This is a genomic window from Streptosporangium sp. NPDC087985 (genome assembly GCF_044741965.1).
Classification (GTDB): Bacteria; Actinomycetota; Actinomycetes; order Streptosporangiales; family Streptosporangiaceae; genus Streptosporangium.
The window spans coordinates 135,329-157,902 of the sequence record NZ_JBIUTQ010000015.1 but is presented as its reverse complement, the minus strand read 5'-3'; the positions used below and the strand labels follow the sequence as shown (position 1 = coordinate 157,902).

The window sequence follows — 22,574 nt, the reverse complement described above, 5'->3', positions numbered from 1 at the left end:
GGGTGGATCGCATACAGCGGTCCACCCCTGTTGGTGTTGTAAGCGGATGTTTCCGCAGATGAGGTAGGAGGGCAGACATGCCGGACTTTGTGGACCAGGTGGTCCTGCACATCAAGGCCGGTGACGGGGGACATGGCTGCGCCTCTGTGCATCGGGAGAAGTTCAAACCGCTGGGCGGTCCTGACGGCGGCAACGGCGGTCGCGGCGGTGACGTGATCCTGGAAGTCGCCCCGAACACCGCCACGCTGCTGGAGTACCACCGCCGCCCGCACCGCAAGGCCGACAACGGCAAGCAGGGATCGGGCGCCAACCGCGACGGCGCCAACGGCGGCGACATCATCCTTCCGGTGCCCGACGGCACCGTGGTCAAGGACGCCGACACCGGCGAGGTCCTGATCGACCTGGTCGGCGCCGGCACCCGCTATGTGATCGCCGAAGGCGGGCACGGCGGGCTCGGCAACGCCGCACTTGCCTCCGCCAAGCGCAAGGCCCCCGGCTTCGCACTGCTCGGCGAGCCCGGCGACGAGCTCGACGTGATGCTGGAGATGAAGAGCGTCGCGGACGTGGCGCTGGTGGGCTTCCCCAGCGCGGGCAAGTCCTCTCTCATCGCCGCCCTCTCCGCGGCCCGGCCGAAGATCGCCGACTACCCCTTCACCACCCTGGTGCCCAACCTTGGCGTGGTGACCGCGGGCGACACCGTCTTCACCGTCGCCGACGTGCCCGGCCTCATCCCCGGCGCGTCGGAGGGCAGGGGGCTGGGGCACGAGTTCCTGCGCCACGTCGAGCGGTGTAACACGCTTGTGCACGTGATCGACTGCGCCACCATGGAGCCCGGCCGCGACCCGATCAGTGACTACGAGGCGATCGAGGTCGAGCTCAAGGCGTACGGCAAGCTGGAGGACCGCCCGCGCCTGGCCGTTCTGAACAAGTCCGACGTGCCGGACGCCCGCGACCTGGCCGACATCGTCCGGCCTATGCTGGAGGAACGGGGTCTGCGGGTCTTCTCGATCTCCGCCGCCACCCACGAGGGCCTCAAGGAGCTGACCTACGCCATGGGCGAGATGGTCGCCGCCGCCCGGGCCGCCGCACCCGTGGCCGAGCCGACCCGCCTGGTCATCAGGCCCAGGCAGCTCGGTGATGCGGGTTTCACCGTGCGCAGGGTCGACGACAACACCTTCCAGGTCACCGGGGTCAAGCCGGAGCGGTGGATCCGCCAGACCGACTTCACCAACGACGAGGCCGTCGGTTACCTGGCCGACCGGCTGGAGCGGCTGGGAGTCGAGGAGGAGCTCACCAAGGCCGGAGCCACGGCCGGGGCCGAGGTGGTCATCGGATCCATGGAGAACGGCTATATCTTCGACTGGCAGCCAACGCTCAACGCCGAGGCGGTGCACCAGGGGCCGCGCGGCACTGACAACCGGCTGGGCTGATCTGCTCACTCTCGGCTCTCGCGAAAGGTGCGTGTTGTGGACGTTGCGCGCGATTGGATCCATACGGCCTCACGACTTGTCGTGAAGGTGGGTTCGTCCTCGCTCACCACCGCGCAGGGGATGATCGACGTCGACCGGGTGGATGCCCTGGTCGATGTGCTCGCGGCCCGGCGCGTGGCCGGCACGCAGATCGTGCTGGTCTCCTCCGGCGCGATCGCGGCCGGTCTCGGTCCGCTGGGCCTGTCCAGCCGGCCGCGTGACCTTGCCACCCAGCAGGCCGCCGCCTCGGTCGGTCAGGGAGTCCTGGTCGCCCGATACACCTCCTCCTTCGCCCGGTACGGCCTGCGTGTCGGCCAGGTGCTGCTGACCGCCGACGACATGATGCGCCGCTCGCACCACATCAACGCCCAGCGCACGCTGAGCCGGCTGCTGGAGCTGGGCATCGTCCCGGTGATCAACGAGAACGACACCGTGGCCACCGACGAGATCCGCTTCGGTGACAACGACCGGCTCGCCGCCTTGGTCGCCCACCTGACCAGGGCCGACGCGCTGGTGCTCCTGTCCGACGTGGACGCCCTCTACGACGGAGATCCCCGCCGTCTCGGCGCCCGCAGGATCGGCGACGTGCGCGGGCCGGAGGACCTGATCGGGGTCGAGCTGGGGAAGGGCGGGGCGGTAGGCACCGGTGGGATGATCACCAAGGTGCAGGCGGCCAGGATCGCCACCGGGGCGGGCGTGCCCGTGGTCCTGACCGCGGCCGCGCACGCCGCCCAGGCTCTCGCGGGCAGCGATGTCGGCACCTACTTCCACCCGGGCGGCCGCCACCCCGGCACCCGTCTGCTCTGGCTGGCCCACGCCACCACCGGCCGCGGCCGGCTCCACTTGGACCCCGGTGCTGTCGAGGCCGTGGTAAGCCGCCGCAAGTCGCTGCTGCCGGCCGGGGTCACCGCCGTCGACGGCGATTTCGCCGCCGGGGATCCGGTGGACCTGTGCGGACCGCGGGGCCGGGTGGTCGCCCGCGGTCTGGTCAACTTCGACGCGACGGAGATTCCGGAGCTGCTCGGCCGTTCCACCTGGGAGCTGGCCACCAGCCTCGGTCCGGAATATGAACGCGAGCTGATCCACCGTGACGACATCGTCATACTGGAGTCCCATCACTAGCTTCATTGGAGCGCGAGATGTCCGATGACTTTCTGAAGGTAGCCCTGGCGGCCAAAGAGGCAGCCGCCGAGCTGGCCCCGCTGCCGAGGGCGCCGAAGGACGCCGCGCTCCGGATGGTCGCCGACGCGCTGGTGGCCCGGTCAGCCGAGATCATCGCAGCCAACGCGCTCGATGTGGACAGGGCACGGGAGAGCGGTGTCTCCGAATACATGATCGACCGGCTCCGGCTCGACGAGGCCCGTGTCGGGGCAATTGCCGAGGCGGTCCGCCGGGTCGCCGACCTGCCTGACCCGGTGGGCGAGGTGATCCGGGGCAGCACGCTGCCCAACGGGCTGGAGCTGCGCCAGTTCCGGGTGCCGCTCGGCGTGATCGGCATCATCTACGAAGGCCGTCCCAACGTGACCGTGGACGCCGCCGCGCTCTGCCTGAAGAGTGGCAACGCCACCCTGCTGCGGGGATCGTCCAGTGCCTACGAGTCGAACACCGTCCTTGTCAGGATCATGCAGGAGGCGCTGGCGGGCACGGAGGTCCCGGCGGGAGCGGTGCAGCTGGTCCCGGGTCTGACCCGCGACTCGGTCAAGGAGCTCATGCGGGCTCGCGGCCTGGTCGACGTGCTGATCCCGCGTGGCGGGGCCTCGCTGATCAAGTCGGTGGTCGAGGAGTCCACGGTCCCGGTCATCGAGACCGGAGTGGGCAACTGCCACGTCTACGTCGACGCCGCCGCCGACATCGACCTCGCAATCGCGATCCTGCTCAACTCCAAGGTCCAGCGGCCCTCGGTGTGCAACGCCGCGGAGACGTTCCTGGTGCACGCCGCCGTGGCCGACACCTTCGTGCCACGCGCGCTGGCCGCGCTGGCCGCGCAGGGCGTGACGGTGCACGGTGACGCCCGGATCGCGGCCTACGGTGACGTGGTGCCGGCCGGCGAGGAGGACTTCCGCACCGAATATCTCTCGCTGGACATCGCCGCCGCCGTGGTCGACTCGCTGGAGGACGCGGTCGCGCACATCAGGAAGTACGGCTCAGGCCACACCGACGCGATCGTCACCCGCTCGATCGGTGCGTCCCGCAGGTTCGTCTCGCTGGTCGACTCCGCGGCCGTGGCGGTCAACGCCTCGACCCGGTTCACCGACGGGGGCGAGTTCGGCTTCGGCGCGGAGATCGGCATCTCCACCCAGAAGCTGCACGCGCGCGGGCCGATGGGCCTGTCCGAGTTGACCTCCACCAAGTGGGTCTACACCGGGGAGGGCCATCTGCGCACCGCCACGGGCACGGTTGTCGCCTCTGAGGCCAGCGGCGGGTAGGAGAAACGCCGGGGCGTGAGCTGTTGGTGAGGCTCGCGCCCCGGAGCTCAGCCGACGGACTGGCGCAGCGTCCCGGCCGTGACCTGGTGTAGTGGTGTGTCGCTCTGAGTAATCGCGGCCGCCTGTGGTTTGACTGGGTTCATGGAATGCGAGCGCTGGTCATGAGACGTTTCCTGTACGACCTGGCCGCGCTGATCGTGCGGCTCGTCCTCGGCGTGGTCTTCATCGCGCACGGGTGGCAGAAGTTGGGCGCCGGGGGGATCAACGGCACCGCCGCCACGTTCACCTCGATGGGTGTGCCCCTGCCCCGGCTGGCCGCCGTGTTCGCCATAGTCATCGAGCTGGGTGGGGGAATCCTGCTCATCCTGGGCCTGCTGACCCCGCTCGTCGCCCTCCTGATCGTCGCGAACATGCTCGGCGCGTTCTTCTCCGTGCACGCAGGTAAAGGCGTGTTCGTGTCGGAGGGCGGATTCGAGCTGGTCGCCGCTCTGGGTTCGGCGGCGTTGCTGCTGGCCGCCGGGGGCGCGGGCCGGATCAGCCTGGACCGCCTGATCTTCGGCCGGCGTGGACGGCGTCACCGGGATCATGAGAACGCGTCGGCGTACGTTCCGCCGATCAAGGACGAGTCCCCGCCGAGCACCCCGCCGACCACGGCCCAGCCGCAGCAGCCGACCCCGCCGGAAGACGCCGGCCCCGGATCTCGCCCCGAACCGCCGGACGTCGGATACCCGCCATGCTGATCTTTCAGCTGGTACGGCGTGCCGTCGGAAATTCGTCACGCCTGCCCGCTATGGTGTTGTCTCCTATGGCTGGAGGGCAGGGGAGCGAGCGGGAGCGAGCGACCCGATAGGCACAGCGGTCTTGGACCCATGTGGCTGACGCAGGAGGTCACGTGGGTCGTCTCGGGCGCGTCGGCTCCTACACGTTGGTGGAGCGCCTCGGCCGGGGCGGCATGGGCGACGTTTATCTCGCCACCAACCGCCGTGGAGAGGGCGTCGCGCTCAAGATGCTCCACGACGTCGTCGCCGCCGACTCAGAGGCCCGGATACGACTCGAACGCGAGGTCCGTGCCCTCCGCAGGGTCGAGAGCCCCTATGTCGCACGCGTCGTCGATGCCGATCTTGCCTGCGAGCGGCCCTATCTGGTCATGGAGCACATCGAGGGGGACACCCTCCTGGAACGCGTGCGGCGCGACGGTCCGCTCCAGGGGACCTCTCTGGTCGTCCTCGCTCAAGGGCTGGCCACCGCACTGTCGATCATCCACGCGGCCGGGGTCGTCCACCGCGACCTCAAGCCCGCCAACGTGCTGGTCAACGCCGAGGACGAGCCTGTCCTGATCGACTTCGGCATCGCCCAGGTTCTGGACGCCACCCGGCTCACCATGACCGGCACCTTTCTCGGCACCCCGAGCTATGCCGCCCCCGAGCTTTTCGTGGACGAGCCCGTGGGCGAGCCCGCCGACGTGCACGCGTGGGCGGCCACGGTCGCCTTCGCCGCGACCGGACGTCCCACTTTCGGCCGTGGTACGGCCGAGGCTCAGATGTACGCCATCCTCAACGGCCAGGCCGATCTCGCGGGCATTCCCGCGGCCCTGCTCCCTCTGATCCGGGCCGCCCTCCACCGCGAGGCGGCCAAACGTCCCACCGCGGCCCTCCTCGCCGCCCGCCTCGCGCGTCTCGCCCGGGCCACATCGCCCGGGTCGGCACCGCCGAAGGCGGTCAGGCCGGTTGCGGAGAGGGCGGTCTCCGGCACGCCGAAGGCGGTCAGGCCGGTTGCGGAGAGGATGGCCTCCGGCACACCGAAGAAGCCGGAGACGCGGGCCAGGGCCATCCGGAAGACGTCCAGGGGGAGGAAGGGTAGCGGTACGGAAACCGCGACCGGTGGCCGGGCGGGACCGTTGCCCGCGGGGAACGCGGCATTAATCCTGCTGGCGGTGCTGGCCGTGCCATGCGTGGTGGCCACCCTGCTGTGGCCGCTGGCCACCTTCGCCGTCACCGGCGTCTTCGCCGTCCTGGCTCGCACGATCTGGGTCGGGCACTGGCTGGTCAGGAAACGCACATCGGCCAGGGCCCGGGGCATCCTGCGTATCGTGAGCTTCCCGTTGACCTTCGTGGTGTCGCTGCTGACCGCGCTGGCCTGGCCGGGGCTGCCGGCGGTGGGGCTCGCGGGCGGCGTGCTGTGGCTGACCCTCGGGGCGTCGTTGCCGCCGGAGTGGTGGTCGCACCCCACTCCCGTCGCCGTCGCCGGCATCGTTTTCGGCGTCGTCTGCGGCGGGATCATCGGACGGGAGGTTGAGCGGATCAGCTCTGAGATCCCCGAACTCCGCAAGGAGGGCCTGCGGGCGCTCGCCGTGCTGGGTGGATTCGTCGCTCTGTGCGCGGCGGCCGTGCGCGCGATCGCCCTCCTGGTCTGAGGACTGCCGTCTCACCACCAGAAAGGTCCAGAAGATGGGCTTCTGGACCTTTCTCGCGATTATGTCTAGTTACCGTCACGGCGGGAGAAGCGGTTGAAGATGCGCTCTCCGGCGTTGACCGCGCCCTCGGCCACGTCACGCAGGACGCCGATGAAGGGGTCCTGGGACTGTGACCAGGACTCACGGTAGGAACGGGCGGCGGCCTTGACCTCTTCGGACACCTTGGCGTTCGCGTCGTCGGCGCGGCGGGGATAGGTGCCGCCGATGATCGTGTCGTACTCGCCGCTGCGGCGCCACTTGTCCAGCTCGGCCACCCGGGAGACCGCGAACGGGTGGGTGGTGCCGAGCAGGTTGAGGACCTTGAGCAGGCCGTCACGGACGTCGCCCGCCGTGTCGTACTCGCGTGCCTGGTCGAGGAAGGCCTCGATGTTCATCTCATGTAGGCGTGACCCCCCGGCGAGCTTCATCAGCGCACGCAGCGCGGCGTCGGGGTCCTGGCCGCAGAGCAGGCCACCGCGGTCGGCGGAGAGCTCGGACTTGCGATGCCACTCCTCCAGGCCGGCGACGATCGCGCGCAGGCCGATGTAGCCGAGCGGGATCCAGGCCACGCGGGTGGCCAGGCGGGTGAGGATGTCCAGCATGGTGCGGTAGACGGCATGGCCGGACAGGATGTGCGCGGTCTCGTGGCCGACGACGAAGCGCAGCTCCTCCGAGTCCATCAGGTCGAGCAGGCCGGTGGAGACGACGATGAACGGATCGTCGAACCCGATCGCCTTCGCCTGGACCAGCGGGCTCTGCTGGACGTAGACCTCGGGAATGCGAGGAAGATCCAGTGCGTAGGCCGCGTCACGGGCCATGTCGTGCAGGGTGCGGAACTGGGTGTCGCTGGTGCGCACGGCCGAGGCGAGGTAGATCAGGCGTAGGCGGCGCTCGCTGATCAGTCCGGACATCTGCTTGAGCACCGTGTCGAACCCGCTGAGCGAGCGCAGAGCGACCAGCGCGGACCGGTCAGCGGGATGTTCGTAGGCACGTGAGCTGATGCCGGGAAGCTGCACGCGGTTGCGATCCGGGATGGTGGTCATGTCCGGCATGCTACGTCGGGTCCGCCGGGTACGCGCGGGGGGCGGTCAAAAGCCGCGCGCGGCTTACGCGTATGGTCCCTCCCATGATGAACGCGCCCACCGGTCAGGGGAAGCGCCGTCTAGGCGTCATGGGTGGCACCTTCGACCCGATCCACCACGGGCACCTGGTCGCAGCCAGCGAGGTCGCCCACCACTTCGCCCTCGACGAGGTGGTCTTCGTGCCGACCGGCCGCCCGTGGCAGAAGGCCGACAAGAGGGTGTCCGCGCCCGAGGACCGCTACCTGATGACGGTCATCGCGACCGCCTCCAACCCGCGCTTCTCGGTGAGCCGGGTGGACATCGACCGGCCGGGCCCGACCTTCACCATTGACACCCTGCGGGACATCACCGCCGCCTGGGGCCCGGACGTGGAGCTGTACTTCATCACCGGGGCCGACGCTCTCGCCCAGATCCTGAGCTGGCGTGACGTCGACGAGCTGTTCACCATCGCCCACTTCGTCGGTGCCACCCGGCCCGGACACCCCCTGCACGACCCGGGGCTGCCGGAGGGCAAGGTCAGTCTGGTGGAGATCCCGGCGCTGTCCATTTCGTCCTCGGAGTGCCGGGAACGGGTCGCCACGGGACGGCCCATCTGGTACCTCGTTCCTGACGGTATCGTTCAGTACATCAACAAGCGCGGTCTCTACCGCTACGTGAGCCCCTGATCGGTCCGCTGATCCGTCCGCGGCACGGAATCGGGTGGCACACGGCAGGCGTTGTACCTGTGGCGCTTCTTCAACGAGCGCCCTATCGGGCACCCTATAGGTGACAACGCCGACTACAGGAGGACTAACCGACACCGTGACCGCAACCGACAGATCCGTCCAGCTCGTCAGACTCGCCGCCGAGGCCGCCGCGGACAAGCTGGCCGATGACATTCTCGCCTACGACGTGAGCGAGCAGCTCGTCATCACTGACGCGTTCGTGCTCTGCTCCGCCACCAACGACCGTCAGGTCCGCGCCATCGTCGATGAAATCGAGGAGAGGCTGCGGATCGAGGCCGATGCCAAGCCCGTCCGCCGCGAGGGCGAGCGTGAGGGCCGCTGGGTCCTCCTGGACTACATCGACATCGTCGTGCACGTCCAGCACGAGGAGGACCGCACCTTCTACGCTCTGGAGCGACTGTGGAAGGACTGTCCTTCCATCGCTCTGCCGGACAGCGTGCGGCAGGCCGCCGCCCAGCGCGCCCGCGAGGCGGTAGCTGAGTGAGTCGCCGTGTCGTCTGTCTGAGGCATGGCCAGACACGGTGGAACGTCGAGCAGCGTTTCCAGGGCCACAGCGACATCCCGCTGGACGAGACCGGCGTGGCGCAGGCGGCCCGCGCCGCCTCGTTGCTCGCCTCCCTCCGCCCCAGCATGATCGTCTCTTCCGATCTCCAGCGGGCACTGGACACCGCCTCGGCGCTGGGGCGCGTCGCCCGACTTGAGGTGACCGTGGACAAGGACCTGCGCGAGCGCGGGGGTGGCGAGTGGGAGGGCCTCACCCGCGAGGAGATCTCCGTCGGCTGGCCCCGCGAGTTCGCCGCGTGGGAGGCTCCGGGCGGCGAGCAGGTCGTCGACGTCGCCGAAAGGGTCTCGACGTCGATCCGCCGCTGGGCGGCCGAACTCGAGTCCGACGGCCTGCTGGTGGTCGCCTCTCACGGGGCGGCGATCCGGCTCGGCATCGCCAGGCTGATGGGCCTGCCGGAGGAGCTGTGGCCCGCTCTGGGGGGCCTGGGGAACTGTTCGTGGTCGGTGCTGGAGGAGGGGCGTAAGGGCTGGCGCCTGCTTGAGCACAACGCCGGCACGCTCCCCGAGCCGGTTCAGAGCGACGACAGTCCCGAGGCCACGGAAGACTGATCCCGCGGCGCGGCTTGCGCTCGAAATGACGGGCGCGAGCCGTACGGCTGTCGATTAGGTGAACATGTCAATGTCCCTATATGCTTCCGGAGCGCCGCAACGAGAGCACTCGAAGCGGTGACCAGGGGCTATGGCGCAGCTGGTAGCGCGCCTCCATGGCATGGAGGAGGTCTGGGGTTCGAATCCCCATAGCTCCACAGCACACACCGCTCCCGAACCGCGCAAGCGCGGTTCGGGAGCGTTTTTCGTTTTTCGCCGGAACAGCCGCCGCGAGTGCGCACCCTGCGATGTCATCGTTCCGTGCGCGCCGCACAGCCTCCCCCCCGCAGGCCGTACGGACCGGTCACGAGCGGCCCGCAGACGCGTCGTAGAGCCGTACCAGGGACTGGGCGGTCGCCGCCATCAGGTCGCGGAGCTCGGCGGGGGAGACGACCTCCAGGTCCTCGCCGAACCGCAGGAAGTCGCTCAGGGCGTGCGGGAGCGACTCGATGGGGACCGTGATCTGTGTCCAGCCGTCCGGGCCCGGAGGTTCGGCGCCGGCCTCGGCCGCCCGCAGGACGGCGGGGCGGACCATGTCGGGCAGGCGCTCCATCCCGTCCGGCGAGAGGCGGACGACGGCCTCGCCCCGCAGGAGCCGCGCCTCGAACTCCTCCAGGGCGCCGTTCCAGTGGGCGGCGAGATCGAATCCGGCGGGACGGGTGAAGGTCTCCGGGAGCGCGTGCAGCTCGCGGATCTGGGAGACCCGGTAGGTGCGTACGTTCTCGTCGCCGCCGCAGGCGATGAGGTACCAGCGGCCGGCCTTGAGCACCAGCCCGTACGGCTCCAGCCTCCGCACCACCTCCCGGGGGGTCTTCCAGCGGTGGTAGCGGATCTCCAGCCGGCGCTCGTTCCACACCGCGTCGGCGACCGCCGCCAGGTGTGGGGTCTCGTCGGCGCCGTGGTACCAGGTCGGGGTGTCGAGGTGGAAACGCTCGCGTATCCGCCCGGCCCGGTCGCGGAGCTCGACCGGGAGCGCGGCCATGAGCTTGAGCTGGGCGGCCGTCACCACCGACCCGAGCCCGAGTTCGGCGGCGGGTCCCGGCATCCCGGCGAGGAAAAGCGATTCGGCCTCTTCCGAGGTCAGGCCGGTGAGCCGGGTGCGGTAGCCCTCCAGCAGCCGGTAGCCGCCCGAGGGGCCGGCGTCGCCGTACAGGGGGACACCGGCCGAGTGGAGCGACTCCACGTCCCGGTAGACGGTCCGGACCGAGACCTCCAGCTCGGCCGCCAGCTCCTGCGCGGTCATCCGGCCGCGGGTCTGGAGCAACATCAGCAGGGAGAGGAGCCGGCTCGCGCGCATGAGCTGAATTATCTTGGAAAACGCTGACAGTAGGTGTCAGTGGTCCGGATTTAGTCTCACCGCATGAACGACTTCGACTTCCACATCGGCACCTGGGCAGTGGCCAACCGCAGGCTCACCACGCTGTTCGCCGGCAGCACCGACTGGGACGAGTTCCCCGCGACCTCGGTCGCCAGGCCCGTTTTCGGCGGCGCGGCCAACGTCGACGAGATCACCTTCCACACCAGGGGGTTCTCCGGATTCACCCTGCGGCTGTTCGACGTCCAGCGTGAGGAGTGGTCCCTCTACTGGGCCAGCAGCCGGACCGGAACGCTCTTCCCGCCGGTCGTGGGCCGGTTCGCCGACGGCCGGGGTGAGTTCTACGGCGACGACACCCACGAGGGCATGCCGATCAGGGCCCGTTTCATCTGGTCGGAGATCACGCCTGTCTCCGCCCGCTGGGAGCAGGCGTTCTCCGCCGACGGCGAGAAGACCTGGGAGACCAACTGGGTCATGGAGCTCACCAAGGCGTAGGAGCGCCGCTCAGCCTCCATCGAGCTCGCGGAGCCGTACCCCGGCGTCGGGGATGCGGTCCTCGCCGAACACCGCGATGCCGTGCTGTTCGAGCAGAGCGGTGGTGACACCGCTGCCGGGCAGGCGGCGGCCGGCGAAGCCGCCGTCGTAGATGGTCAGGCTTCCGCAGGAGGGGCTCCCCTCCTTCAGGATCGCCACCCTGACACCGAGGGCCTGGGCGGCGGCGAGTGCCGCCCGGGCGCCCGCCAGGAAGGCCTGGGTGACGTCGGTGCCGTCGGTGGCCAGCACCCGGGCGGTGCCGGCGAGCACGGCCGCGCCTCCGGCGCCGCCCTCGATCTCGGCGGCCGGGCGGGGGACGGGCAGCCCGCCCTCGACCTCCGGGCAGAACGGGACGAGGCGGCCCTCCTGCCGCCAGGTGGCCAGCAGCGCGTCACCACTCGTCTTGGCGGCTCCGTCGTAGCGGACCTTCCGCCCCATCAGACAGGCGCTGACCATGACCTTCTCCATGGCCCCAGCGTACGTGCCGCGGAGCGGAGGGCGAGGGGGGCGGGCAGTACCCTACTGCTCATGTCTGCCGTCCCTGTGATGTCTCGATGATCGGCCCGCTCGCGACCGGCGTGATCGTGCTCTCCCTGGTGATCGTGGCGATCAGCCTGGTGGTCGCCGTGCGTAACAAGCCGATGGGGACCGTGCTTCTCGTGACGCTCGGAGTGCTGGAGGCCGGCCTGCTGGTCCAGGCCGGATTCGCGATCGCCGGGCTGGTCAGGGGAGAGAGGCCGGAAGAGACGGCGACCTTCATCGGCTATCTCGCGGGCACCCTGGTGATCCCGCCGGTCGCGGCCTTCTGGGGGCTCGGCGAGCGCACGCGCTGGGGGCCGGCCGTGATCGCGGTGGCGGCTTTCACGATCTGTGTCATGGTCGGGCGGCTGCTGCAGATCTGGCAGGGAACGGCATGAGCGAGCCGGCGATCGGCAGCGGGCCGGGGCGGGCCCTGGTCGCGGTCTACGGGGTGTTCGCCCTCGCCGCGGGGGCGCGTGCCGCCGTGCAGATGGCGACGCGGTTCGGCGAGGCCCCGCTGGCCTACTCGCTGTCGGCCTTCGCCGCGGTGGTCTACATCATGCTCACCATGGCGCTGGCGCGGGAGAACCGACGGCTGGCGCTGGCCGCCTGCGGCATCGAGCTGGCGGGGGTGCTCATCGTCGGCACACTGAGCATGGTCGACCCGGAGGCGTTCCCGCGCGCCACGGTGTGGTCCGGTTACGGCAGCGGCTACGTGTTCATCCCGCTCGTCCTGCCGGTTCTCGGTCTTTACTGGCTTTCGCGCCGCACGTAGTCCGGGCGGCCGGAGGTCACCGCCGGCCCCCGGGGCCGCGCATCCGACGTTCACGGCCGGCGTCGACAGAGCCGGGTCGCAACCTGCAAAGGGAGAAGTGGCCCGGTTTTCGCATTGTCAGGGGTCCACGAGGGCGGGAACAGAGCGATGTGTCACTTCTGTTACAGTTGCAGTCACCCAATCATCCTACGATTGGGCGACCGTTGCTGAAGGAGGACTGACACCCCCATGACCGTGCTCACCCAGGAGATGCGGGGCCGCACCGGTAGGACGACGGGATCTCTGGCCTGGTTGCTCGTGGCGGGCATCGTCCTCGCCGCCCTGAACCTGCGCACCGCCGTCACCAGCGTGGGGCCGGTCCTCGACCGCATCTCGTCAGGCCTGGGCATGTCGGGGGTGGGAGTCGGGCTCCTCACCACACTGCCCGTGCTCATCTTCGCATCGGTCGGTGCCGTGACGCCGGCGCTGGCCAGGAGGGTCGGTGAGCACCGGCTACTGCTGCTCGCCCTGATCACCCTCGGCACGGGCCTGCTGATCCGCGCCATGGTGGGCTCGGCGGGGGTGTTCCTGTTCAGCAGCGCCCTGGCGCTGTCCGGGGGCGCGGTGGGCAACGTGCTCATCCCCACCCTGATCAAGCGCCACTTCCCGAGCAGGGCCGGGACCATGACCACCGTCTACACCACTGCGCTCGCGGTGGGCACGATGCTCGCGGCCGCCGCGACCGTGCCGATCGAGCGGGCCGCCGACGGCAACTGGCATGTTGCCCTAGGGGTGTGGGCGGCGCTGGCCGCTGTCGCCGCCATTCCGTGGCTTGCGCTGTTGCGCAGTGAGCCGGAGCGGGACACGGGCAGCAACGATTTCGGACCCCGGGCCCTGGTCCGGAGCAAGCTGGCCTGGTCGGTCGCCGCGTACTTCGGCACGCAGAGCATGGTGGCCTACATCATGTTCGGGTTCCTGCCCAGGATCCTCACCGACGGCGGCTACACCAGCGGCCAGGCCGGGCTGGTGCTGGGCGTTTTCACCGCGATCGGTATCCCGGTCTCGATGGTCGTGCCCTGGCTCGCTTCGAAGTTCGCAGACCAGCGACCCGTGGTGGCCTCGTTCGTGGCCTTCTACACGATCGGCTTCCTCGGTCTGTGGCTGGCCCCGACGGGGCCGGCGTGGGTGTTCGCGATCCTGGTCGGCATCGGGATGGGATCCTTCCCGCTCGCGCTGACCATGCTCGCCCTGCGTACCCGCACCCCGGAGGCCACCGCCGCGCTGTCCGCCTTCGGGCAGAGCGTCGGATACCTCATCGCGGGTGCCGGTCCCCTGCTCGTCGGCGTGATGCACGAGTCGACCGGTGGCTGGACGCTGCCGTTCCTGCTCCTGTTCGCGGTGATCGGGGTGCAGTTCGCGGTCGGCTGGCACGCGGGCCGCTCCCACTACCTGGAGGACGAGCGGGTCCTCGCCGGTTGACGTCCCCGTGCCGGTACGGCTTGCACCTCCTCGGGGGCGGCGCAAGCCGTACTGGCATGATGATGGGATGGAAATCGGTGGATCGACGCGGGTCAGCTACCCGGTGGGTGAGGTTCGGGGACGTTCGGCGGTCGTGGGGGCCGTGCCGGTGGGGGATCGGCACGGGACGATCGTGGCCGAGACCCCGTTTCACCCGCTGGACCACACCTGGCCGGACCAGCCCGCCGACACGGGGACGATCGGCGGGCTGGCGGTCGTCGACTGCGTGACGGGGGCCGTGCAGGAGGGCGGGGAGACCGTCCACCTCGGCGAGGACATCCCGGTGCGCCGGGGCACCCCCGGCTGGAACTGGCTGGTCGTCCACGTCACCGACACGCCGGTGCCGGGCGGGGAGGTCGAGCTGCTGGTGGACGGCGACAACCGCCGCGCGCTGTCGGCCGGGCACACCGCCTGCCACCTCACCGCGCTCGCGCTCAACGCGGCGCTGGCCGGCAGGTGGCGCAAGGAGGTCCCGGCGGACGGGCTCGGCCATCCCGACTTCGACCAGACGGCCATCACCTCCTCACGGATCCTGCCGGGCGGCAGCCAGGACGTCTACCGCCTGGGCAAGTCCCTGCGCCGCAAGGGGTTCACCGCCGAGGGGCTGGCGGAGGAGCTGCCGGAGATCGCCCAGCGGGTCAACGACCGGCTCAAGGAGTGGATCGCGGCCGACGCCCCCGTCTGGGTCGACAGCCCCGGCCCCGAGCTGACCGCCCGCCGTACCTGGCACTGCGGCCTGCCTGACGGCGAGGTCGCCATCCCGTGCGGCGGCACGCACCTGTCGCGCACATCCGAACTAGGTTCGGTCGTCGCGACCCTGGAGCTGTCCGGCGACGGCTCCGAGCTGGTCATGCACACCGCCGCCGGCTAGGGATTCCCAGCATCACGGCACGGCCGTCCGCGGGTCCACGCGGATCAGGCAGGGACGTGAGCGCCGACGGCGTGAAGTGCGGCCCGCGCGGCGGTCAGGGCGCTGTGCGAGGAGACCTCACTGAGCAGGCCGGGGGCCGCGACCGCGTCCCCCGCCAGCCAGACACCGTTCCCCCTGTCGATCGCCGGCCGGTCCCGCCAGGACAGTCCGGGCAGGTCCAGAGCTCCGCTACGGCCGTTCGCGGTGGCCTCCCGCCGCCAGGTCGTCCGCTCCCGCCAGTCGGGCAGCCCGAGATCGGCCAACCGTTCGGCCCTGGCGACCGCCTCCGCCTTCGACTCGTCCCGCCGTACCGGCATCTCGATCTGGACCAGGGCGTGCCCGGTGGGCGCGAGCGAGACGTCCGGCAGGCTGTACTGCTCCAGGAAGCCGCCCTCGTCCAGGTCCGAGACGACGAAGACGTCCTTGGGGTGTCTGGTGAGGCCGAGGTCGAGCAGGACCGCCCTGCCGCTCTCCCAGCGCAGCGATCCGTCGCCGAGCAGCGTCCTGGCGGCGTCCAGCGAGGTCGCCACGATCACCGGGGTGTCCTCGGAGAGGCGGTCCACCCGGGCGCCGGTCTCGATCCGCACGCCCAGCCCGCGCGCGTGAGCGGCCATCCGGTCGACCACCCGCTGCCAGCCGCCGACGACGTACCGCGGTGCCGGGTACTGCGGTGCGGCCGCCCGCAGTATCCGTTCCCAGACGAACGCCGCCGACAGCCGCGCGGGGTCGGCGTCGTAGGTGATCACGCCGACCAGTCCCGAGGCGGCCCGCATCGCCTCCTCGCCGAGGTGCCGGGTGGCCCAGGTGCGGAAGTCCTCCTCCACCGGAGCCCGGAGCCGGCGCTTGGCGGTGATCGCCCTCATCAGCGGCCAGGGCGGCGCCGAGGTGAGGCGGTCGCCGTGGCGGAACCTGAACCTGACAAGCTCGCCGAGCGTGGGCCTGCGGAACGGCTGGACCAGCCCCCTGGCCGCCATCCAGCGCCAGGGTTCGCCGTCAGAGTAGAAGACGTGGGTGCCGTCGTTGGCGATGTACGGCGCGGCGGTGCTCCGAGCCCGGCCGCCGAGCGTCCGGTGCGCCTCGTGAACGGTGACCCTCGCGCCGCCCTCGGCACACGCGATGGCCGCGGTGAGCCCTGCGAGCCCGCCGCCGATGATGGTGATCTCTGATGTCATGCCCTTACGACGCACCCGGTGGGGGCGTCCGTGACGTCACAGGTGCGACATCTTCTCCGGATTGGTGACCAGGAAGACGGTCTGGATCAGCCCATCCCCGATGACCAGGGAGAACACCGTGATCGGCCGCCCGCCGGCGATCACCACGGCTGCCGGGGCGCCGTTCACGTCCCTGAGTTCCAGTTCGAAACCGGGGGTGAGATCGGTGCCCAGCGACTCCATGAACCTCCGCGTGCCCTCCTCCGACGCGATCGAGGACAGGAAACGCATCACCTTCTCCGCGCCGGTGATGACCCGCAACGGGGCCTTGGCCCTGCCGCCGCCGTCGCTGACCAGCGACACGTCTTCGGCGAGCATGGCGGTCAGCGCGTCCAGATCGCCCTCGACGGCCGCGCCGACGAACCGCTCGGTGAGCCTGCGCCGCTCGTTCCGATCCACGTCGAACCGGGGCCTGCGCTCCTGCACGTGCTGCCTGGACCGCCGGGCGAGCTGCCGGGCCGTCGTCTCGGTGCGGCCGATGATCTCGCCGATCTCGGTGTACGGCAGGGCGAACGCCTCTCGCAGCACGAACACCGCGCGCTCCAGCGGGGACAGGGTCTCCAGGACCACCAGCAGCGCCAGCTCGACCGAGGCGGCCAGCTCGACGTGTTCGGCCACATCGGGCACGGTGCTGACCAGTTCGGGCAGCCACGGCCCGACGTAGGACTCGCGCCGTGACTTCGTCCGCCGCAGACGGTCGATGGAGAGCCGGGTCGTCACCCTGATCAGGTAGGCCCGGTCATCCTCGACCTCGGCCGTGTCCACCCCCGACCAGCGCAGCCAGGCTTCCTGGACGACGTCCTCGGCGTCGGTCACGGTGCCCAGGATCCGGTAGGCGACCCCGGTCAGCAGGTCGCGGTGTTCCTCGAAGCGCTCGACGGCCATAGAAGTAAAGACGTATCACGGGATACCGGCGTGACATGACCAAGCTGATGATGATTTCTCCATGCGATCTACCGGTTGATTGCGAAATTCGGCGACAACGGGGTGGTCCGTGACGCCTACGTCCTGTCTTCCGTGATCATCACCGCGAGCTCCGTGGCCGCCGCCGCCGTCGCTCTCGTCTCCGGCATGATGGCGCGCGGGGTGTCCGATGTGGGCTAAGATTTCATCTGCGTCGCAAGGGGCTATGGCGCAGCTGGTAGCGCGCCTCCATGGCATGGAGGAGGTCTGGGGTTCGAATCCCCATAGCTCCACAGAGGGCCGTTCTTGAGACGGCCTGAAGGAAGTTGACGGAATCCCGTCCGATCATCTCGATCGGACGGGATTTCATCGTTTCCGGCTGACGGGCCGTCAGCCTCGCCGCCACTTCTGGTTGGCGCCGCCGTTGCATTCCCACTGCTGCAGCGGGGTGCCGGTGCCGCCCCAGGCGGTGACGTCCACGCACTTGTTGGCCTGCGGATTCACCAGGTCACCGGCGCCGCTGAGGACGAACTGCTGTGCCGGGTTGCCGCTGCAGTTGGCGAGCTGGATGGCGGCGCCGTTGGCGGTGGAGCCCCAGGCCACGTCCATGCAGAGACCGAAGGCGCGGATGGTGCCGTCGCCGGGGAACGTCCAGTTCTGGGCGTTGGTGCCGTTGCAGTCCCACAGTTGCAGGCGCTGTCCTTCGACGCCGTTGCTGTTGGGCACGTCGATGCACTTGTCCTGCCAGCCGATGATCCGGCTGGTGTTCCCGCCGCCGGCGGTGGTCAGGCTCAGGCCGTACGCGCCGAGGATTTCGTTGACCGGCTGGTAGAAGGTGGTGCCGCCGCTTGAGCAGTTGCCGGAGCCGCCGGAGGTGACGCCCTGGGCCTGGTCACCGGCGATCCAGGCGCCGCCCGAGTCACCGCCTTCGGCGCAGGCGGTGGTCTGAGTGAGTTCGTAGACCAGCGACCCGGAGTAGTTGACGGTCACGTTCTTGGCCTGGATGACGCCGCAGCGCCAGCCCGTGGTGCGCCCGGACCGGCAGACGGAGGCACCGACCACGGCTTCCCGGGAGCCTGCCACGGAGACGTTGCCGCCGCCGTAGTTGTTGACCCACGGGCGGGGCGTCCAGTTGCCATTGGTACGTACCCAGGCGTAGTCGTTGCCGGGGAACGACGAACCGGCGAAGGTGCCCTGGCTGACGTTGTTGTAACCGAGGGTGGGGCTGCCGGCGCCGCCGCAGTGCCCGGCGGTGACGAAGCCGCCGTTGTTGACCGCGAAGCCCACCGAGCAGAGCGTGTTGCCGTTGATGACGTACTGGTCGCCACCGCGGATGTCGTAGAGAGGCCTGGGTGCCTCGCCGACGGAGATCTTTACCGCCGCGGTATCGACGGCGCTGGCCTTGACGAAACGCTGGGCGGCGTCGTGGTCGGCCGCCGACACCACCACGGTGTTCGCGGCTACATCCACGTGCCAGCTGTAGACGTCCTTGCCAGCGGCCTGGGCGGCCCGGTCGAGTGTGGCCTTCGTGACGGCCAACTGCTTCTCGCTGCGTGGTACGAGCACCGGTAGCGCGCCCGCCGCGCGGACGAGGTCGGCGTCATGGCTGTCCAGAACGCCGACGGTCAGTCGTCCCTCGGCGGGGGCGAACCAGGCGCCGGCGAACCGGTCGGCGAGGCGCGTGCGAAGGTTCCGTTCCACCACGGAGGCCGCGGCCTCGTGAGCCTGCCGGATGCGCGCCTGCGTGACGGTCAGGCCGAGATCTCGTTGCAGTGCCTCCTGCTGGGGTGCGGCGGACGCGGACGGATCCGGGCTGGGATCGGGTAGGGGGGCGGCCTGTGCGGGCACGGAGGGGAAGACAAGCGCAGCGGCGAGCACCGCCACGCTGGTCAGCACGGTGAATCTCACGACAGGTCCTCTGAGGGGGTGGGGCGTGGACGAGGCGTGAGAGCGCTCTCTGAAAAAGAACTTTTACATTTGTAATATTTAAAGTCAATAAGGATTTATAGCTAAATGTGATCGACGAGTGAGGCGCAGCCAGGGTCAGCCCAGTTTCCTGGCGTAGGCCCGGGCGAACGCCTGCTGCACCAGGGCGGTCGCCGGTCCGGCCACGCGGGTGTACCACCGTCCGGGACGGGTGAATGCCTGGACGGTGAACCACACCCGGCCATCCCCGGCCCGCTCCAGCAGGAAGCTCTCCTCCCCGCTCTCGGGGTGTCCCGGCAGTGTGCCGTAGGCGAAACCGGCCCGATTCTCCTCCTCGGCCACCCATACCACCCGGCAGGGTATGAGCAGCCGCACCGGCCCCGCACCGAGGCCGCAGACCACCGTCACGCCCGGCGCTGCCCGGGGCGCGGACGCGACCGGGCGGAGCCCCAGCCGGGCGTGCACCTGCCAGGTGAGCAGGGACTCGGCGGCGTGGTCCAGGGCCGTTCCCGGCCCGAGGCGCCGACGGTAGCGCAGGACCCGGTAGCCCGCGGGGGCCGTTCCGGTACTGCTCGCGCCGACGTCAGGGTAGGAGAACTCCGCGTCGCGGTAACGATCGAGAAGGTCCATCTCGCTCCTCACAGGGGTTCAGGTCGTAGCCGGAGCCAGGCACCGATCGCGCACAGGGCGAATCCGAAGGCGTTCAGCAGACTATGGGTGGCGACCATCCAGTTCACCGGCAGCCTCGGCAGGCCGGCCGCCTCGCCCAGCGCCCAGCTCAGGGCCAGCACCATGGACACCGTCAGGACGAGGGCGGACACGCCGAGGAGGACGCGGGTCGGACGGTCGTGGCCGCCCTGCCCGCCGTACCGGCGGATAATCGCTTGTCGACAGGTGCCGTGTCCGGGAGCATGGCCGCCATGTCGCTGCGCTTTCATGAGATCGCCGAGAGCGGTCATCGCATCCTCAACCCGTTCACCGACGAGAAGCTGGCGCTGCTCGGCGAGGTTGCCCGGCTCGGGCCTGGTATGCGGCAGCTCGACCTGGCGTGCGGAAAGGCGGAGATGCTCTGCCAGTGGTCCCTGCGGTACGGGATCGAGGGCGTCGGAGTGGACATCAGCGAGGTCTTCCTGCGTGCGGCCGGGGTTCGGGCACGGGAACTCAGGGTCGATGCCCAGGTGCGCTTCGAGCAGGGGGATGCGGGGGCCTACCAGGCGGAGCCGGCGGCGTTCGACGTCGTGTCCTGCGTCGGGGCGACCTGGATCGGGGACGGTCTTGAGGGCACGGTCAAAATGATGCTCCCCGCGTTGAAGGAGGGCGGCATCCTCCTCGTCGGCGAGCCGTACTGGATCTCCGAGCCGCCCCCCGGGGCGTACGAGGCGTTCGGCGTCGCCCCGGAGACATTCACCTCGCTGGCCGGGACATTCGACCGGTTCGAGGCGGCCGGAGTCGAAGTGCTGGAGATGGTCCTCGCCGACGTCGACAGCTGGGACCGCTATGTGGCGGGCCACTGGTGGACGCTGAGTGACTGGCTGCGCGACAACCCCGGAGATCCCGACGTCGAGGAGGTGCGTGTGTTCCTGGAGCGTGAGCGTCGCGCGCATGTGGAGTACGGCAGGCAGTACCTCGGCTGGGGCGTCTTCGTGCTGCGCCGCCGTTGACCGCTCTGCGCCGGGCGGTCCAGTCCGGCGGCTCAGGTGAGGGCGGCGGAGACGCCCGCGCCGATCAGGGCGACGGCCCACACGAAGTCGAGGTTGAACCACGCATTGCGGAGCACCGCGACGCCCAGCCGCTCGTAGACGACCATGGCCAGGACGGTGGCCGTCGCGAGCATGGAAAGCGTGTGGATCGCCGTCGCCAGCAGGCTCTGCGTGGCCAGTGAGGCGGCGCCGTGCCCGTTGTGCAGGGTGATCGGCAGCACCATCAGACCGGCGCCGTGGGCGGTGGCCATGAGGAACGACCATCCGGCCAACTGCCACCGGGTCACCCTCATCCCGACCCAGCGGGGATGACGGTGCCGCACCAGCCGCCAGATTCCGAATCCGCACACCAGGGCCGCCACACCGTACGAGACGATTCTGGGTGGAGCGGCCAGGCGCGCGAAGGACACCAGCGCGAGCATGATCAACACCGACCCCGCATGGCCGAGCACGATGGGTGGCAGCGCGCGCAGCACCGCCGCGCGAGAGCGTTCCTGCAGACCGAGGGCGACCGCGAAGAGCCAGCCCATGGCCGGGTTCAGGCCGTGGAAGGCGCCGAGCCCGGCAAGGATCAGTGCGGAGGTCAGATCCATCGGGCGCACCTCGCCGAGATCATGGGCGAGGGCGTGATCAAAGGAAACAGTAGGAGTCGGAGGAGGAGACGCCGCCCTGCAGAAGGATCTGGTGGGCGCGACGGCCGTCGGCGGCGAAGTCGACGAAGAAGCCGAGATCAAGGGAGATCGAGCCGTCGGACAGGTCGATCGTGGCGAGTCCGTCGGGACGCCCCTCCCCGGCGGTATCCAGAAGGGCGACGTAGGCGAGTTCCTCCCGAGGGACCAGCATGGCCTCGCGGGCCGACGGGTAGAACGTGGGATCTGGCTGAATGAGCGGCACAGCGAACTCCTGGGCTCGTAGGCCGGGACCGTCACCCAACTAATGTGGTAGGAAAACTCTCCGTTGTCCATAGGTCATATTGAGTAACCGGCGTACATGGGGAACAGGGTGGCTCGCGCTCGGCGAGCGGGCCAGGCGTCATGACTTGGTCACATACGTCTCGGCTCCGCGAGTTGGTGACCCTCATAGCGGGCCCGTGCGTTAATGAGGTCCCCGTACGGCGCCGGCGCAGCGGACGGCAGATCCGGTTGCTCAGAGAGATGACCAATGACATGTGCTGGAATGCCCGGTGAAGAACTTCCTCGAATGTTCCGAGTTTCCGGCGGTGGGCGGGGCACTGGTGACGGGATTTCCGGAAAGGCGAGAGGTGCGGGGCGATGATGCCCCGCACCTCTCCGTGTCTCACTTGCTTAGCGTCTGTACTGCTCTGCCGCTCCGAAAATCACCTTGATCTGAAATCCTCCGGAGCGACCTGCCGGGCCGGGAATCGCTCTGGTCCTCAGTGGACCTTAGAACATCCCCGTAGGGGCGCAGAGCACCAAGGGCTGACAGAAGGACACGGGGCTGAGGAGCGGCATTCCGACTGCAACCGGCACTCCGAGCGAACTCGGTATTCCGACTGCAACCGGCATTCCAGCCGAACTCGGCACACCAACCGAACTCGGCACACCAACCGAGGTTGGCGATCCAGCCGTGCCTGCTGGTCCGGGAGGTCCTATGAGTCCTTGAGGTCCGGGAGGTCCTGCAGGTCCTTGAGGTCCGGGAGGTCCTGTGGGTCCTTGAGGTCCGGGAGGTCCTGCGGGTCCTTGAGGTCCGGTGCCGTTAGCGCCTGCGGGTCCGGGAGGTCCTGCGGGACCTTGAGGTCCTACCGGTCCGGGAGGTCCTGCCGGTCCCACTGGGCCTATGGCGCCGTCAGCGCCCGCGGGTCCTTGGGGTCCGGTGAATCCTGGTAGGCCGTCGGCTCCCGCTGGTCCGGGAGGTCCTGCCGGTCCTGCCGGTCCCACTGGGCCTATGGCGCCGTCAGCGCCCGCGGGTCCTTGGGGTCCGGTGAATCCTGGTAGGCCGTCGGCTCCCGCTGGTCCGT

At 69.7% G+C, this 22,574-nt stretch carries 25 protein-coding genes and 2 tRNA genes; 17 read left to right on the top strand and 10 right to left on the bottom strand.

All coding sequences use genetic code 11. The features are described 5' to 3' along the window. Nucleotides 1–77: 77 nt before the first annotated feature. The 5 genes from obgE (at nt 78) to ACIN94_RS24415 (ending at nt 6,308) form a co-directional block, all read left to right on the top strand. The gene (gene obgE / locus ACIN94_RS24435) at nt 78–1,430 is read left to right on the top strand and encodes a GTPase ObgE (protein ID WP_400710112.1); all 1,353 of its coding nucleotides are present in this window, start codon (nt 78–80) and stop codon (nt 1,428–1,430) included. A gap of 36 nt (nt 1,431–1,466) precedes the next feature. Next, the gene (gene proB, locus ACIN94_RS24430) at nt 1,467–2,591 is read left to right on the top strand and encodes a glutamate 5-kinase (protein ID WP_400710109.1); all 1,125 of its coding nucleotides are present in this window, start codon (nt 1,467–1,469) and stop codon (nt 2,589–2,591) included. Between the two features lie 5 nt (nt 2,592–2,596). Then, a complete protein-coding gene (locus ACIN94_RS24425) occupies nt 2,597–3,895 on the top strand; it encodes a glutamate-5-semialdehyde dehydrogenase (RefSeq protein WP_400710106.1) in 1,299 nt (432 codons plus the stop codon). Between the two features lie 161 nt (nt 3,896–4,056). Further along, nucleotides 4,057–4,635, top strand: coding sequence for a DoxX family protein (locus ACIN94_RS24420; protein ID WP_400710103.1), 579 nt, complete (start codon nt 4,057–4,059; stop codon nt 4,633–4,635). A 152-nt stretch (nt 4,636–4,787) separates the two neighbouring features. Next, entirely contained in the window at nt 4,788–6,308 is a 1,521-nt protein-coding gene (locus ACIN94_RS24415; RefSeq protein ID WP_400710100.1) for a serine/threonine-protein kinase, read from the top strand. Between the two features lie 65 nt (nt 6,309–6,373). Here ACIN94_RS24415 and ACIN94_RS24410 read toward each other — a convergent pair whose 3' ends face one another. Continuing rightward, nucleotides 6,374–7,399, bottom strand: a complete 1,026-nt coding sequence (locus ACIN94_RS24410; protein WP_400710097.1) for a M48 family metallopeptidase — start codon at nt 7,397–7,399, stop codon at nt 6,374–6,376. A gap of 74 nt (nt 7,400–7,473) precedes the next feature. On the opposite strand from ACIN94_RS24410, the gene nadD reads away from it, so the two are divergent. The 4 genes from nadD to ACIN94_RS24390 all read left to right on the top strand — a co-directional run bounded on the left by nadD (nt 7,474) and on the right by ACIN94_RS24390 (nt 9,464). Beyond that, entirely contained in the window at nt 7,474–8,094 is a 621-nt protein-coding gene (nadD, locus tag ACIN94_RS24405; protein WP_400710094.1) for a nicotinate-nucleotide adenylyltransferase, read from the top strand. A 136-nt stretch (nt 8,095–8,230) separates the two neighbouring features. After that, nucleotides 8,231–8,638 (top strand): ribosome silencing factor, encoded by a 408-nt coding sequence (gene rsfS / locus ACIN94_RS24400; RefSeq protein ID WP_400710091.1) that lies wholly within the window; start codon nt 8,231–8,233, stop codon nt 8,636–8,638. After that, entirely contained in the window at nt 8,635–9,267 is a 633-nt protein-coding gene (locus ACIN94_RS24395) for a histidine phosphatase family protein (protein WP_400710088.1), read from the top strand. Before rsfS ends, ACIN94_RS24395 begins: the two co-directional genes overlap by 4 nt. A gap of 124 nt (nt 9,268–9,391) precedes the next feature. After that, nucleotides 9,392–9,464 (top strand) — tRNA-Ala (locus ACIN94_RS24390). 146 nt (nt 9,465–9,610) lie between these two features. Here the strand turns inward: ACIN94_RS24390 and ACIN94_RS24385 are convergent. Next, a complete protein-coding gene (locus ACIN94_RS24385; protein ID WP_400710085.1) occupies nt 9,611–10,603 on the bottom strand; it encodes a helix-turn-helix transcriptional regulator in 993 nt (330 codons plus the stop codon). Between the two features lie 63 nt (nt 10,604–10,666). On the opposite strand from ACIN94_RS24385, the gene ACIN94_RS24380 reads away from it, so the two are divergent. Further along, nucleotides 10,667–11,116, top strand: coding sequence for a hypothetical protein (locus ACIN94_RS24380; RefSeq protein WP_400710082.1), 450 nt, complete (start codon nt 10,667–10,669; stop codon nt 11,114–11,116). Nucleotides 11,117–11,125: 9 nt separating this feature from the next. Here ACIN94_RS24380 and ACIN94_RS24375 read toward each other — a convergent pair whose 3' ends face one another. Continuing rightward, nucleotides 11,126–11,623 (bottom strand): DUF523 domain-containing protein, encoded by a 498-nt coding sequence (locus ACIN94_RS24375; protein WP_400710079.1) that lies wholly within the window; start codon nt 11,621–11,623, stop codon nt 11,126–11,128. A gap of 86 nt (nt 11,624–11,709) precedes the next feature. On the opposite strand from ACIN94_RS24375, the gene ACIN94_RS24370 reads away from it, so the two are divergent. The 4 genes from ACIN94_RS24370 (at nt 11,710) to ACIN94_RS24355 (ending at nt 14,817) form a co-directional block, all read left to right on the top strand. Next, the gene (locus ACIN94_RS24370; protein ID WP_400710077.1) at nt 11,710–12,072 is read left to right on the top strand and encodes a hypothetical protein; all 363 of its coding nucleotides are present in this window, start codon (nt 11,710–11,712) and stop codon (nt 12,070–12,072) included. Next, on the top strand, nt 12,069–12,449 hold the full coding sequence (locus ACIN94_RS24365) for a hypothetical protein (RefSeq protein ID WP_400710074.1): 381 nt from the start codon (nt 12,069–12,071) through the stop codon (nt 12,447–12,449). The genes ACIN94_RS24370 and ACIN94_RS24365 overlap by 4 nt, the downstream gene beginning before the upstream one ends. A gap of 228 nt (nt 12,450–12,677) precedes the next feature. Beyond that, nucleotides 12,678–13,907: a CynX/NimT family MFS transporter gene (locus ACIN94_RS24360; RefSeq protein ID WP_400710071.1), complete on the top strand. Its 1,230-nt coding sequence runs from the start codon at nt 12,678–12,680 to the stop codon at nt 13,905–13,907. 67 nt (nt 13,908–13,974) lie between these two features. Beyond that, nucleotides 13,975–14,817 carry a metal-dependent hydrolase gene (locus ACIN94_RS24355; protein ID WP_400710068.1) on the top strand — a complete coding sequence of 281 codons (843 nt, stop codon included), beginning with the start codon at nt 13,975–13,977 and terminating at the stop codon, nt 14,815–14,817. Between the two features lie 44 nt (nt 14,818–14,861). Here the strand turns inward: ACIN94_RS24355 and ACIN94_RS24350 are convergent, their stop codons facing one another. Then, nucleotides 14,862–16,028: a phytoene desaturase family protein gene (locus tag ACIN94_RS24350; RefSeq protein WP_400710065.1), complete on the bottom strand. Its 1,167-nt coding sequence runs from the start codon at nt 16,026–16,028 to the stop codon at nt 14,862–14,864. A 36-nt stretch (nt 16,029–16,064) separates the two neighbouring features. Then, nucleotides 16,065–16,952 (bottom strand): RNA polymerase sigma factor SigJ, encoded by an 888-nt coding sequence (gene sigJ / locus ACIN94_RS24345; protein ID WP_400710062.1) that lies wholly within the window; start codon nt 16,950–16,952, stop codon nt 16,065–16,067. A 75-nt stretch (nt 16,953–17,027) separates the two neighbouring features. Here sigJ and ACIN94_RS24340 point away from each other — a divergent pair, with 75 nt between their 5' ends. Both ACIN94_RS24340 and ACIN94_RS24335 read left to right on the top strand, forming a co-directional pair. Next, nucleotides 17,028–17,171, top strand: a complete 144-nt coding sequence (locus ACIN94_RS24340; RefSeq protein ID WP_400710059.1) for a hypothetical protein — start codon at nt 17,028–17,030, stop codon at nt 17,169–17,171. 19 nt (nt 17,172–17,190) lie between these two features. After that, nucleotides 17,191–17,263 (top strand) — tRNA-Ala (locus ACIN94_RS24335). A gap of 97 nt (nt 17,264–17,360) precedes the next feature. Here ACIN94_RS24335 and ACIN94_RS24330 read toward each other — a convergent pair. The 3 genes from ACIN94_RS24330 to ACIN94_RS24320 all read right to left on the bottom strand — a co-directional run bounded on the left by ACIN94_RS24330 (nt 17,361) and on the right by ACIN94_RS24320 (nt 19,834). Continuing rightward, complete coding sequence (locus tag ACIN94_RS24330) at nt 17,361–18,878, bottom strand: ricin-type beta-trefoil lectin domain protein (RefSeq protein WP_400710056.1); 1,518 nt, start codon at nt 18,876–18,878, stop codon at nt 17,361–17,363. 135 nt (nt 18,879–19,013) lie between these two features. Then, nucleotides 19,014–19,526, bottom strand: coding sequence for a DUF1990 family protein (locus tag ACIN94_RS24325; RefSeq protein ID WP_400710053.1), 513 nt, complete (start codon nt 19,524–19,526; stop codon nt 19,014–19,016). Nucleotides 19,527–19,534: 8 nt separating this feature from the next. Beyond that, entirely contained in the window at nt 19,535–19,834 is a 300-nt protein-coding gene (locus ACIN94_RS24320; RefSeq protein WP_400710050.1) for a YndJ family transporter, read from the bottom strand. Here ACIN94_RS24320 and ACIN94_RS24315 point away from each other — a divergent pair. Next, nucleotides 19,817–20,557, top strand: a complete 741-nt coding sequence (locus ACIN94_RS24315; RefSeq protein WP_400710047.1) for an SAM-dependent methyltransferase — start codon at nt 19,817–19,819, stop codon at nt 20,555–20,557. The genes ACIN94_RS24320 and ACIN94_RS24315 overlap by 18 nt on opposite strands. A gap of 32 nt (nt 20,558–20,589) precedes the next feature. Here the strand turns inward: ACIN94_RS24315 and ACIN94_RS24310 are convergent, their stop codons facing one another. Together ACIN94_RS24310 and ACIN94_RS24305 are read right to left on the bottom strand one after the other, a co-directional pair. Next, nucleotides 20,590–21,189, bottom strand: a complete 600-nt coding sequence (locus ACIN94_RS24310; RefSeq protein ID WP_400710044.1) for a hypothetical protein — start codon at nt 21,187–21,189, stop codon at nt 20,590–20,592. Between the two features lie 37 nt (nt 21,190–21,226). Next, nucleotides 21,227–21,490, bottom strand: a complete 264-nt coding sequence (locus ACIN94_RS24305) for a hypothetical protein (protein WP_400710041.1) — start codon at nt 21,488–21,490, stop codon at nt 21,227–21,229. Nucleotides 21,491–22,574 lie beyond the last annotated feature (1,084 nt).

Excerpts from the sequence above, each read along its gene's own strand:
- ACIN94_RS24320 (WP_400710050.1), bottom strand. The coding sequence starts at position 19,834 with ATGAAAGCGCAGCGACATGGCGGCCATGCTCCCGGACACGGCACCTGT.
- ACIN94_RS24420 (WP_400710103.1), top strand. The coding sequence starts at position 4,057 with ATGAGACGTTTCCTGTACGACCTGGCCGCGCTGATCGTGCGGCTCGTC.
- ACIN94_RS24360 (WP_400710071.1), top strand. The coding sequence starts at position 12,678 with ATGACCGTGCTCACCCAGGAGATGCGGGGCCGCACCGGTAGGACGACG.
- ACIN94_RS24370 (WP_400710077.1), top strand. The coding sequence starts at position 11,710 with ATGATCGGCCCGCTCGCGACCGGCGTGATCGTGCTCTCCCTGGTGATC.
- ACIN94_RS24380 (WP_400710082.1), top strand. The coding sequence starts at position 10,667 with ATGAACGACTTCGACTTCCACATCGGCACCTGGGCAGTGGCCAACCGC.
- ACIN94_RS24385 (WP_400710085.1), bottom strand. The coding sequence starts at position 10,603 with ATGCGCGCGAGCCGGCTCCTCTCCCTGCTGATGTTGCTCCAGACCCGC.
- ACIN94_RS24375 (WP_400710079.1), bottom strand. The coding sequence starts at position 11,623 with ATGGAGAAGGTCATGGTCAGCGCCTGTCTGATGGGGCGGAAGGTCCGC.
- ACIN94_RS24310 (WP_400710044.1), bottom strand. The coding sequence starts at position 21,189 with ATGGATCTGACCTCCGCACTGATCCTTGCCGGGCTCGGCGCCTTCCAC.
- ACIN94_RS24365 (WP_400710074.1), top strand. The coding sequence starts at position 12,069 with ATGAGCGAGCCGGCGATCGGCAGCGGGCCGGGGCGGGCCCTGGTCGCG.
- sigJ (WP_400710062.1), bottom strand. The coding sequence starts at position 16,952 with ATGGCCGTCGAGCGCTTCGAGGAACACCGCGACCTGCTGACCGGGGTC.
- ACIN94_RS24350 (WP_400710065.1), bottom strand. The coding sequence starts at position 16,028 with ATGACATCAGAGATCACCATCATCGGCGGCGGGCTCGCAGGGCTCACC.
- nadD (WP_400710094.1), top strand. The coding sequence starts at position 7,474 with ATGATGAACGCGCCCACCGGTCAGGGGAAGCGCCGTCTAGGCGTCATG.
- ACIN94_RS24355 (WP_400710068.1), top strand. The coding sequence starts at position 13,975 with ATGGAAATCGGTGGATCGACGCGGGTCAGCTACCCGGTGGGTGAGGTT.
- obgE (WP_400710112.1), top strand. The coding sequence starts at position 78 with ATGCCGGACTTTGTGGACCAGGTGGTCCTGCACATCAAGGCCGGTGAC.
- ACIN94_RS24315 (WP_400710047.1), top strand. The coding sequence starts at position 19,817 with ATGTCGCTGCGCTTTCATGAGATCGCCGAGAGCGGTCATCGCATCCTC.
- ACIN94_RS24410 (WP_400710097.1), bottom strand. The coding sequence starts at position 7,399 with ATGCCGGACATGACCACCATCCCGGATCGCAACCGCGTGCAGCTTCCC.
- ACIN94_RS24325 (WP_400710053.1), bottom strand. The coding sequence starts at position 19,526 with ATGGACCTTCTCGATCGTTACCGCGACGCGGAGTTCTCCTACCCTGAC.